This is a genomic window from Vibrio sp. OPT24, from assembly GCF_015163545.1.
Classification (GTDB): Bacteria; Pseudomonadota; Gammaproteobacteria; order Enterobacterales; family Vibrionaceae; genus Vibrio; species Vibrio cyclitrophicus.
This window is the reverse complement of record NZ_JADDYI010000081.1, coordinates 198,034-210,043: the sequence shown is the minus strand read 5'-3', so window position 1 is coordinate 210,043 and position 12,010 is coordinate 198,034. Positions and strand designations below refer to the sequence as shown.

General features: G+C 41.3%; 10 protein-coding genes and 1 pseudogene. 6 read left to right on the top strand and 5 right to left on the bottom strand.

All coding sequences use genetic code 11. The annotated features are described in order from the left end of the window. Positions 1–14 precede the first annotated feature (14 nt). Both gloA and IQO02_RS21240 read right to left on the bottom strand, forming a co-directional pair. Positions 15–392, bottom strand: coding sequence for a lactoylglutathione lyase (gene gloA, locus IQO02_RS21245; RefSeq protein ID WP_010439836.1), 378 nt, complete (start codon positions 390–392; stop codon positions 15–17). A gap of 248 nt (positions 393–640) precedes the next feature. Further along, positions 641–1,576, bottom strand: a complete 936-nt coding sequence (locus IQO02_RS21240; RefSeq protein WP_010439834.1) for a LysR family transcriptional regulator — start codon at positions 1,574–1,576, stop codon at positions 641–643. A gap of 1,128 nt (positions 1,577–2,704) precedes the next feature. On the opposite strand from IQO02_RS21240, the gene IQO02_RS21235 reads away from it, so the two are divergent. From IQO02_RS21235 to lepB, 6 genes and pseudogenes are all read left to right on the top strand, one after another. Continuing rightward, positions 2,705–3,319 (top strand): magnesium transporter, encoded by a 615-nt coding sequence (locus IQO02_RS21235; RefSeq protein WP_010439832.1) that lies wholly within the window; start codon positions 2,705–2,707, stop codon positions 3,317–3,319. Continuing rightward, positions 3,319–4,308 (top strand): annotated as a pseudogene (locus IQO02_RS21230) (efflux RND transporter periplasmic adaptor subunit). The gene IQO02_RS21235 and the pseudogene IQO02_RS21230 overlap by 1 nt, the downstream one beginning before the upstream one ends. A 304-nt stretch (positions 4,309–4,612) precedes the next feature. Beyond that, positions 4,613–6,589: an alkyl sulfatase dimerization domain-containing protein gene (locus IQO02_RS21225; protein ID WP_065099468.1), complete on the top strand. Its 1,977-nt coding sequence runs from the start codon at positions 4,613–4,615 to the stop codon at positions 6,587–6,589. Positions 6,590–6,755: 166 nt separating this feature from the next. Continuing rightward, positions 6,756–7,244 (top strand): hypothetical protein, encoded by a 489-nt coding sequence (locus tag IQO02_RS21220; protein ID WP_046208841.1) that lies wholly within the window; start codon positions 6,756–6,758, stop codon positions 7,242–7,244. Between the two features lie 363 nt (positions 7,245–7,607). Then, complete coding sequence (locus IQO02_RS21215) at positions 7,608–8,681, top strand: helix-turn-helix transcriptional regulator (protein WP_010439820.1); 1,074 nt, start codon at positions 7,608–7,610, stop codon at positions 8,679–8,681. A gap of 625 nt (positions 8,682–9,306) precedes the next feature. Further along, positions 9,307–9,933 carry a signal peptidase I gene (lepB, locus tag IQO02_RS21210; RefSeq protein WP_229632046.1) on the top strand — a complete coding sequence of 209 codons (627 nt, stop codon included), beginning with the start codon at positions 9,307–9,309 and terminating at the stop codon, positions 9,931–9,933. Between the two features lie 135 nt (positions 9,934–10,068). Here lepB and cyoE read toward each other — a convergent pair whose 3' ends face one another. The 3 genes from cyoE to cyoC are packed head-to-tail and all read right to left on the bottom strand — an operon-like array spanning position 10,069 to position 11,893. Continuing rightward, positions 10,069–10,938 carry a heme o synthase gene (gene cyoE, locus IQO02_RS21205; protein ID WP_196769468.1) on the bottom strand — a complete coding sequence of 290 codons (870 nt, stop codon included), beginning with the start codon at positions 10,936–10,938 and terminating at the stop codon, positions 10,069–10,071. 8 nt (positions 10,939–10,946) lie between these two features. Continuing rightward, entirely contained in the window at positions 10,947–11,258 is a 312-nt protein-coding gene (gene cyoD / locus IQO02_RS21200; RefSeq protein ID WP_102282725.1) for a cytochrome o ubiquinol oxidase subunit IV, read from the bottom strand. Further along, positions 11,258–11,893 (bottom strand): cytochrome o ubiquinol oxidase subunit III, encoded by a 636-nt coding sequence (cyoC, locus tag IQO02_RS21195; protein WP_081275622.1) that lies wholly within the window; start codon positions 11,891–11,893, stop codon positions 11,258–11,260. The genes cyoD and cyoC overlap by 1 nt, the downstream gene beginning before the upstream one ends. Positions 11,894–12,010: the final 117 nt, after the last annotated feature.

Here is a 12,010-nt window from a genome sequence, read left to right as displayed (position 1 = left end):
TGTCATTTCCTCGATTAACCTAGTTGAATCAGTTCGATTTGGTAGCCATCTGGGTCAGTGATAAAAGCGATGCGCGTTGAACCGCCTTTCACTGGGCCCGCTTCGCGAGTCACGTTGCCACCCAGCGATTTGATCTTGTCGCATGCCGCGTAAATATCTTCCACACCCAATGCTAAATGGCCAAAAGCGTTACCCATTTCATATTCATTAGTATCCCAGTTGTGCGTCAATTCGATAGTCGTACCGCCTTGCTGATAGCCAACAAAAACCAATGTGTAACGGTATTCGGTATTGTCATGGCGTTCTAGTTCTTTCATCCCCAATACTTTGGTGTAGAACTCAATAGACTTATCTAGATCAGCAACTCGAATCATTGTGTGTAGGAATTTCATATTTCGCCCTTCGTACTTGAACCTAAGCCTCGTAATACGAAGCGAATAAATGTTCGTTTAGGTTTGCCATAAAGGCTACCTATCTCTGTTGTTATTCATACTACTGAAGTCTTCAAAATCAGTGAAATTATTAAATATTCTTATTTTGATAATTATTTGTTATTAAGTGACACAGGCGTGGATCGATGAAATTAAAAGGGGAAGCTAGCGCTCCCCCCTTGAATTGATACTTTCTGTCAGATACGCACTTAGAACCTCAAGCGTCTATCTTTAAGCGTTTTCGACATCGCATCAGATGTGCGGATGACTTGCTCTCTAAACCATTTATGTGCGGGATCGTTATTCTGCTTCTTAAGCCAAATTAAGTAATGAGACATCTGCTCATAAACAAACGGAGGCTTAAACAACTGTAGACCAAGCCTCTCTTGAAACTGGAGAGCCATAGAAAGTGGGACAACCGTTATATAATCCGACTGGCTACATAAGAGGATATTACTAAACAGTGATCGTCCGTGAAACGCTATTTTGCGCTTAGATAAATCCAAAGAAGTGTAATGGCTCAAGCTACGAACTTTACGGCGAGTTCGGTCTAGTACCGCATGCTTTTCAGTCATAAACTGAGCCTCGCTGATCTCACCTTGAATTCGAGGGTGCCCCTCACGACACACAATAGCAAAGTCACCTTGATAAAGGACTTCACTGGCTATACTTGGATGCTCAGGAACCAAAATTTCAATCATAGCATCGAATTCTTGAGTCAGAAGATCTTCATAAATACGATCATCATTGTCTGGTTGGTCAAACACTTCAAGCGACAAATTTTGGTTAGGAAGCGCGGCAAAGCTATTGAGTAAAACCCATTGAAGATGCTCTGGTGAAGAGATAACAAACTTACGTTCAGAGGCTTGCTCATCAAAGCTCGCCATAGATTGAAATACACCGTTCAATTCATTAATTGGCGTTTTGATCTGTTCATACAAGCTTTGTGCATACGATGTAGGAACCACACCTCGTCCTTTACGGACAAAAAGCTCTTGGCCAATCTCTTTTTTTAGGCGTATTAGTGCGGTACTGATGGTCGACTGATTAGTACTGAGTTGATCAGCGGCCTTGCTTAAACTGCCTTGCTCCATTACAGCAGAAAACACCGCAAGTAAATTAAAGTTTGGAATGTCGTTGCTCATATATAATTACTCATTAGGCGACCATAAACACCATGCTATCGTAAAAACGATAGAATGAAATAGGAATCCGTCATTAGAGCGGTAAATTGAGACACTAACATCCCACGTAATAAGTATCTCAATAGGTTTAGCAGCAAAAACATTAACTTGCTATTCCTAGCGAGATGATGACGAGCAGCGTGATGCTTTCAAACCCAATAAGGACAGCAGCACTCCTTCTTCCTGAGCTTACTTATTTATAAGTGAGTACCGCAAGAGCCAACTCACTAACTTTTACTTAATCTACCGTTCACCAAGTATCTTAAACTCAAATGGCAACTGATTGGTTTAGATTCTAGTTTCAATACGTTGAAAAAAACATGATATTGTCTCATTAAATGTGACACTGTGTTCTGATTGGATTTGGTATACATTTGATTATTATTAGCTACAATGCTTCGAATTCAACGATTGAAAGTCGCGTTTACTCATTATTGAAAGCATGTATTTTTAACACCTCATAGTGATGCCTCATTCGTCACTGATTTTCATTTCTCTCTTATTGTAAATAATCATGAAAAAAATAAATTTCACTCAATTACTTATTGATGCTTTTATTAATCATTTCATTGATCCAAGCCAACTTAAGCAACGATGTTTTCAAGCCGAATTTGAGCGCTAGCAAATAAATCAACTAACTGATTTGAAATTAAAGTAACTTATCGTAATTACGATATTATCAAATCGTAATTCTGGGTGGATACTGTTCAAAACTCTTCCTATTATCCTGCCAACAAATCAATTCTTAGCCAAAACAGAACGCTGACAAATATCTAACTGCAATGCGTCAATGATCATGGAAGACCCCCTCGATAGCTGAGGAACTACACGTAATAAGATAATTGCTCATTAGCCATTCAGTTTCGGTCTGCTGGCTGACAACAAGTGTTGATTTATAGGGAAGCATTCGCTTCTTGATACCGAGAATCCGTTGTCTAGACTAAGTAGTCTCACTTTAAAGGCCATCTAATACTCTTGTTTATTATGCGCACCCATATTCAAGATAATAAGCACCTATTTTTCAAGATGTCATCAAAAGTTAGACTTCTAGGCTACAAATTCTCTCTCCTTATTTGTGTAGGTTGAGATATGAATTTTATTAAAATCGTTTTCCAGAAAGTCTGGGCCATTGCTTTGGTCTTGATTAAGTTCTGCCTGTTTATGGCAGTGATGTTAGCTGGTGCATGGGCTCTTGCTCCGTTAGGCACAATCCACTCTAAAGACATCGACATGTCTCAATTCAATAATCATCCCAACGAAATGATGATGAACTTCTTCCAGACAGAATACTTCTCTGGTTACCTATTCTCGGTCACGATAGCGGTCGTCTTAGCTGTCATTTATGGCATGTGGCAAATACATGAATTGGGCGTGCATAAAGCGAAAGAACACAAAAGTGCTCACGTACAAATCGTGTTTGCACTGTCACTTTGTGGTCTATTCATTAGCAAAACATTCTGGGTTATTGCATTAGTTATCGCGTTGGCGAACTGGAAGCATATTGGTCAATCACTGAGTGATGTTATTCGCCGTGGCGTACAGCCTAAACAAGACACTACCAATACAGAAACTGCTGTAGTCCGCGTATCATCCGAAAAACCGTCTCAAACAAAACAGTCTCCAGTAGAACAATCTTCAGAAAAAAAGTCTGCCGATGAAAAGACTCCAACAAAACCATCCCCTACAGAAAAAGAGGTCGCATAATGAAAGAGATGATGATCCCATACATCCTAATCGTATGGTCACTATTTGCGACAGGTGCACTTAAAAAGAGCATCAAAAACTATACATGGGCTGCCATTGGTGGCGTGGTAATTCTAGCAGTGTTAGCGGTAATTTCTCGCTTGTGGGCCCCTGTTGATCTAACAAACTCAACCACTGTGAAAGCACCACACGCGGTAATGTCACCTATCTTTGGTCAGCAGATCGACAAAGTGCTTGTTAAGCACAACCAAATGGTTAAAGAAGGCGATATAATCTACACCCTTGTCGACATAGATTCTGCCGCAGACAAAGCAAAGATCGAATCTTCAATTGTTCAGAAAGAAGAACAGATTAAGCAAATGACTCGCGACTTAGAGCGCGCTGAAACTTCACCTGAAATTTTCAATCTGCGTGACGTAGAAAAGTACGACTCAGACCTTCGAGTGCTGCACGCTCAACTTGTGTCGTTAAAAGCCGATCTACAAAAAGTAAATTGGGCGCAAGAGAAGAAAACGATTAGAGCTGAATTTGACGGTCAGGTATCGATAGTGAATATTGCTGAGGGGTCTGTAATGGGGAACATGCACCTTTACAACACCAGCAAAAAGTTCCTTGAGATGCGTATTTCAGACCAAACTTACGGATATGTTCAAGTAGGCGATTTTGCAGAGTTCTTCGTTGATGCATACCCAGGGCACGTGTTCAGAGCAAAAGTACACAGTTTCAACGCAGGTACGGGAGAGTCGAGTATTTCTCCACTTCAGGGGCCACAAAGCGTCGGTCAACACGTGGTCAGAAACGGTAATGGTTTAGGTCGTACTATCGTACTTGAGATCATCGAACCAGAAGGTTACAACATCCCTATTGGTTCAACTGGCGCGGCTTGGATTTCAGCATAAAAACCACATCCTTTCTGGGGCTTCATTGATGTTATTGGCGCAGCAACCGTTCGCCTACAATCATACAAGTCTTACTTAGGCGCTTGGTAAACACGCTGGCACTGGATGGTATCATCACCTGCTGAACGCTCGCATGAGCTTCAAAATCAGGTGTGATTTCTTTTCATTCATAGAATACCCAATGCCCCGATTTTCGGGGCATTTTTGTATCTGAGATGAACCCATAGCCCTAATTGATTCAAATCAAAATAAATCGTTTATGTAATCATTCAAAGAACCAATCATCGTAAAAACGATAATTTAAAATATCATTACCTCGTAGATAGCCCCCTCTCTCACCTCTATCATTCAAACCAAGAAATCCAATTCCTGTATCCAAATATAAGGTCACTTCATGACTAATACATTCAAAAAAATGGCACTTCCTGTTGCTATTGCGAGCGCTTTATTGGTGTCTGGTTTTACATCAGCGACCCCAGTGGTAGAAGCAACGTCAAAAGTAGGTCAAGAACTGCAAACAAGTTCAGCGGCTCAATACCAAAATATTGATCTAAACGCACGCTACAAAAACGATGTTTTGTTCGAACATGAATCAAACCTATTTTGGGGTAAAGGCGATCGTATTAAGGTTCTTTCTAAAACCGGTGAAACATTGGCGTACACAGAAGAGTCTGAACACGTGCACCCAACGCTAACAAAACACAGTCGTAAAATGGACCAAGCGGTTATACAAGTCGATGACAATGTTTACTTAGCTTACGGTTTTGGCCTAGATACTCCAGTCATGATTGAAGGCGATGACGGTATCATCATTGTCGATCCTGGCGAATCTGTTCAAATGGCAGAAGCAGCAAAAGCGCAGTTCCGCCAGATTACCGATAAACCAGTCACTGCAATTATTTACTCTCATAACCACATTGACCACATCTCTGGTGTTCGTGCATGGACAACTGATGAGAAAGTAGCTTCTGGTGAAGTTAAGATCATTGCTCAAGAGGGCCTAACTGAAGCTGTGGCAAACTGGTCTTCAAACCTAGGTACGCTATTTGGCCATCGCACCTCTTACACCGGAGCAAAACACGTTGAAGAAGGTGAACACGGCACTGTAAACGATGGCCTCGGTCCGCGTTTCATGCAAGGCGATATCTCTTTCATTGAACCAAACACACTTATTGAAGCTAATGGTACGCTAGACATCACTATCTCTGGCGTACGTATGCAAATCGTAAACGTACCGTCTGAAACTAAAGATGAAGTCGTGGTTTATCTGCCTGAACAGAAAATTCTGCACGCCGCAGAGGTTTTACAAGGTGAAAACTTCCCGAACCTACACACCATTCGTGGTACTAAGTTCCGCGATCCGAGCATGTGGTTCAAAGGCATCGACGTAATGCGTCAATTCGATACAGAGGTCATGATCAACTCTCATGGTCGCCCTGTTGAAGGTAAAGAAGCAGTAGCAGATGTACTAACCGCTTATCGCGATGCGATTCAATACACGCATGACCAAACCATTCGCCACATGAACAAAGGCTTAACACCTGACGAGCTAGTTGAAGTAGTTAAACTGCCTAAACACCTAGCTGAACACCCTTGGTTGGGTGAGCATTATGGTACTGTTGCACACGCTGTTCGCCAAATTTACGTAGGCTACAACGGTTTCTTCGAAGCCGATCCGTGGCAACTAGAGCCAATGGCTTATGAGCAGCGTGCTAAAGCTTTCGTAGAAATCATGGGCGGCCGTGATAACATCATCGACACAGCAAAAGCAGCGATGAAAGCAGAGAACTACACTTTTGCAGCGGAGATTCTTTCTTACCCTATCACGGTAAACAAAGATGACATGGAAGCGCGCTTACTAAAGGCACAAGCTTACAAAGCATGGTCTGCCGATCAAGTGAACATCAACTGGCGTAACTGGGCGTTGAATGCTGCAGCTGAACTAGAAGGTACTCGTGACTTCTCTAACATGATCAGTTTTGCTTCTGTAGACGTTCTAACTGCCCTACCAAGTAAACAAATCTTCGATATGATGACATCGACGTTAATCGCAGAGAACACGCTAGATGTGAACACTGCGCTAACTTACAACTTCTCTGATACCAACGAGTCATTTACTATCGAAGTGCGTAACGGTATTGCTCAGCTTCATGAAACGGCACTAGAAGGCGCTGATGTTCAAATCAACACTTCTCGTCAAGTATTGAACCAAATCTTGATGGCTGGTCCAAACGCTCAACAAGTGATTGGTACCAACATGCAGTCTGGTGCGTTTAAGTTCTCGAATGGCGACATTCAAGCCTTTGGTCTATTCATGAGCTACTTCGATAAGCCTCTTTCCCCTGAAGAGCTGATGCTTATCGTTCGTTAACTGACACACGTTAGTTAAGGGCTCGCTAGGATAGCAAACGGATAAACATAGGGACCCTTCGCGGTCCCTTTATCTTTTGCTTATTATATAATTCAAACTCCTCCGCTCACATCAACTTTACTGATGGCGTGATGTGAAATATATACGTTCGACTCAAGGTTTCTAGATGCTAAAACGTTTCGCTCTGCTACTTTCACTCAGTTCATCTTTGGTTTTTGCTTGCGGCCTGCATCAAGATACTGGACTTAGCTTGATCACTGAACCGGGCTCTCTCGAAGTCTTTGGCAACATAATCAATGCAAGACAAGATGACGAATTTGGCAATTTAAATAAGCCTGATCATTTCCGCCTTTTTGCGATACAAGCAGCACTTGGCAAAGCACATCCAAACAAAATTGAGTTCAATCTATTTGAAGCAATCAAAGGCCACTACAGCGAAATCAGCTTTGCTAAAGGTGTCAAAGTTTCAGGAAGAGATACATTACCAACCGAGGAAGATTTACTTCTGATCACAGAGTTAGACGTGTTCGATGCGCTAGCAACAGGAACCATTTCTTGGGATCAAGCAAGCTTGCAACGTTTAATCGTCATCAACGGCCCCCAAGATAAACGTGAGCAATTGGAAGCTTGGTTTAATGACATTTTTGCTGAGTAAGCAACTCATTCTAACCTTACTTGCTCAATGGCACTCCCCTCAACATTGAGCACAAACGATAACGATCCGATAGCAAGAAAACATTGTGCTAACTAAGCAAAAACACTTCGAAACCACAAACAAATCCCCTCTCAATTATATAAAGCCACCATTATTGGAATTAACATCACCGTATTGAAAGCCCACCTTGCAATTTTGTTCAAAATTCAACCCAAAAACAAATAGTTACAAAATACCCTCTGTAATTGGTGAAAAAAAAATCAGTCACAGCAATATCCACAAAAAAAATGTGACTTCCTGCGAATCTCCAAAATAAATTTGTGGTTAAATACGGCACATCATGAATCAAAGATAAGAGAAAGCATGTCTACAAAAGCATTTGGTGACTTCTATTGCTATTTACACTGCCTCACTTTACTTTCAACAAAGGAGCTAGGGCTCACACCTAAAGAGTATCTTGATGATGTTCGAAAAGAGCCTTTTTATTACCGTGGAGACACCTCACAAGAGGCTCAACAAAAGTGGGCAGAGCGCATATTAGACTCCGTATATAAATACCATGGAGCCCAAGGTTCTGGTCCGGCCGGGCATTCGGAGTTATTAGTACGTGACGGGGCTGCATCGAAAGCTCGTTATAAAGTAAAAGAAGGCGTTGATTTTGATGTAAACCCTGGATTGAGTGATTCAATCTCAATGTTAGGTAGTATTGGCAATCAATTGCGAGAACGGCTTTTGCCGTCAGCAGGAGCGAAACTCAACGACGCCCTAAGGCTTATTTCAAGAGCAAAAACAACGCTAAATAGCGCGCCATTCAAAATTCAAGTAAGTTGCTACGACTTTGTAGCGCCACAAGTTGAACAATCCGTGCTTTATGACATAGAAAGTGCACTTGAAAATAGACAAGTACTCTCATTTGATTACAACAATCATCGCTGTGAGGTTGATCCATACGCTTCGTTTGTCTATCAAAAAGTATTTTATCTTGTCGCTCGAGAGCGTTACAAAAGAAGCTCTAACGGTAGCTCCATGTCTGGAGAAATGTGTACCTATACGATGCACAAGATAAACAACATTGAAATACGCTCAAATCAAAGTTTTTCAATGGGTAACAAGTCTGAATTTTGCCTCCACGCTTACCTGTCGACGACAAAGGGTAAATGGGTTAACGGCGGTGAAACGTGCGAAGTATTACTTAAAATGACGAGAGATTCTGAAGGTAACAGCAAGTTTGTAAATGAATTTAAACTGAGTGAATGCCAGGAAATAGAAGAAACATCGAAAAGCCACTACATTGTCAGAGCAAGAGCTCGAGATAGCTTAGATTTTAAACATTGGCTCATTCACAACGCAGATTGTGTGGAAATTTTAGAGCCATTAAAACTACGTCAAAATGTAATACGAGACCTTAAACAAGCGATGAATGTCTATTCACATTAGATAGCATAGTCATCATATATTAATTTCAACCTGGATCCTCCAAGTGAAAATATAATACACATTCATACCATGATATATTTATCAGGAATTATAAATATATCAAATAAGATTAATTTTTAAAAAATATTTTAACTAAATTACAATTTTGGACAAAAAACGTCAGGTTTTACTGCCACAATCAACACACTAAAATAATAAATTAGGCTTATCCGTGGTTAAAAAATTATTACAGATTTTTGTTGATGAACTTTATCGTCTCAACTATAAATCGACTAGCATTACACATCGTCTTCCATTTTATTGGTATCGACCATTTAAATTAATGAGCCGATTACTTGTTTTACCCATCATATTTCTATTTATGGTTTAATTGTAATGAACAAAAACTTATCAAAATTAGAATGGTCACTATTGGTGACAACAATTACTTTCATTAGTCTTAGTGTCTTCCTTTACTACTTCTTATGTAAGAACTTGTTTAATGGTGGATTCAACGATGTTCTTGAAATAATTGCTGTATTGGTGCTGACTCATGGCTCATTTGTTTTTGCAAACTATAGCGTAACATTATTGGCCGAGAAGTATTGCAGCCGTAGGGTTCAACATGAAGATCATTAAATGGGTAATCTCGGCATCAACTTCGCTAACATTCTGGATTTTCATACTATGTTACTACTTCTCTAACTCAATCAACGCCAACACTGGAGCAAGTATGGCGCCTACTTTTGAAGGTAAGTACTGGACTATGGTCAATGGTGTTCGTTTGGGTAGATACAATCCTGAACACGGTGATGTCATTCGGTTCCTGCACCATCCAAAACACCGTTCTGAAAACATCTCATTCAGAAAAAGAGTGATTGGTATACCAGGTGATACTGTTATGTTAGATATGGGAAAACTTTATATCAATGGTATAAAGGCATCTCATGGAATAACGAATGAAGAAGATGGTTACATATATATAAACGAGAAAGTTGGTCTTCACGATTATAATGTAAGGTATTCGAAAGAAAAATCAAAATTATTAAAAAGTAATCTTACTTGGCACGTTCCAGAAGGTAAAATAATGGTATTAGGTGATAATCGTGATCACTCCTATGATTCAACCTTTGATAGTTTCGGATATGCAGACATTAATAATGTTAACGGTATCTATAACAAAGTGATACTCAACGTAGCAAACGGTAGCCGTAAGTTAAATTGTAATTTAAGAAGCTCATCTGATTACAACATCCTCAACAGAAATTGTTAAACATTGTGATGACAGATGTAAATTAACCGGGCTAACTTCAATAGCTAATTTTTAGATTATAAATAACGATAGTAGCTGTCTATTAATAATAGGTAACGCGGGGTATCCCACGTTACCTTTATTATTTATATGGGCTTACAGAAAGTGCAACGGAATCAACTCCAGTCCTAGCACACCACTGATGCTCATGACCACCAGCAAAGAAACTTTAAACACTGTCTTTGACCATTGGATGTAGTTAAGGCAATCAACCTTACGGAACGTCACTTTGGTCCACATAAAGCAAACCGCTGCCGATACCGCTAGGTATTCATAACCCGCTTCTCCAAGCAAAAATAGCCCCAAAGCAACCGCACCAAACGCCACGACATACGCTTTCATGTGTTGATGCGCTTTATCAACGCCCTCTTTGACCGGTAAAACGGGAATGCCTGCATCGCGGTAGTCTTGAATGCGGAACATCGCAATCGCATACGAGTGTGGCATCTGCCATAAACAGAACATGATGAACAATAGGACGGCTTCTAAGCTCAGGTAGTTAGTCACGCCAAGGTAACCAACCAATGGAGGAACCGCGCCAGAGATGCTTCCCACTAAGGTGCCGTAAACCGAATTACGCTTGTACCACATGGTGTAGAAAAAGACGTAAAACACATAGCCAAGCAACACCACAACCGCAGACATCGGATTAACAAATTGAAACAGCAGCGCCGTGCCTACCAACAACATGACTAACGCATAAATGAATGCGACGTCTGTATTGATGTTGCCCTGAACCAATTCTCGATTTTGTGTGCGCTTCATCTTCTGGTCGATGTCTCGGTCAAAGATGTTGTTCACCACACAACCTGATGCAATCACAAGCCCTACACCCGCTAATGTTGTAAGTAACAACATCGCACTGGCTGGTTCTGTTTTTGCGGCGAGGAAGAACCCCGCCGCAACAGAAATCAGGTTGCCGAAAATGATGCCCGGTTTGGTAATAGACAAATATTTTTTCAGCATACCTTGGCCTACAACTTCATGTTGACGTTCATGTTGTAGATGATCCATACCGAGCCAGCGATAAGAATCAATACAACAATGGCAGTAAACATCAATGACACCAAGTTCCAACGCCCATCGGAAGATTTCGCTTCCATGTGCAAGAAGTACTTAAAGTGCACAAAGATTTGCACCAGCGCACAACCGAACAAGATCACGTAAGTTTCCGTGCTTGGTAGCGCATGCGACCACACAATGTAGAACGGAATAATGATCAGAATTAGTGACGCAATAAAACCTTTCACATAATCCGTTGCACCGCTGTCTAGATGCTGTTCCATTACATCACCCCCATTAAGTACACGATGGTAAATACGCAAATCCAAACGATATCAAGGAAATGCCAGAACAGGCTTAAGCACTGGAAACGCATCGACATGTTGTCGTTCAAGCCTTTGGTTGAAAGCTGGTGATACGCCACCGCCATCCAAATCAGACCGAACGTTACGTGCAATCCGTGTGTGCCAACCAAGGTAAAGAACGCAGAAAGAAACGCACTCTCTTGAGGACCATAGCCTTCTTCAATCAAGTGATGAAACTCGTACACTTCCATACAGATAAAGGCTAAGCCCAATACGAAAGTGACTTTTATCCATCGCTTCAGTCCGGTAACGTCTTTGCGCTTCATTGCAATCATGCCAAAGCCAAAGGTGATACTACTGAACAGCAGCATCATGGTTTCGACAAACACGAACGGCAGTTCAAAGATGTCTTTGCCTGTCGGCCCTGCGATTGATCCACTCTCAAGCACGGCATAAGTCGCGAAAAGCGTGGCAAACAGGACACAGTCACTCATCAAGTAAACCCAAAAGCCGAACAACTTGTTGCCCGCAGCTTCGTGGTGATGATCATGCGAGTGTGCAAGATCATAAGTGTGTGACGGAGTATTAGCTTGCATACGTCGTCTCCAAATCATCTTTATTGTCGTTGTTATCACTGTCAGCGCTGTTACCACGACCAGAGTTGTCGCCTTTCACTGACTGTTTCTTCGCTTCTTCAAGCTGTGCACGTCGAGCCGCCTCAATCGCTTTGA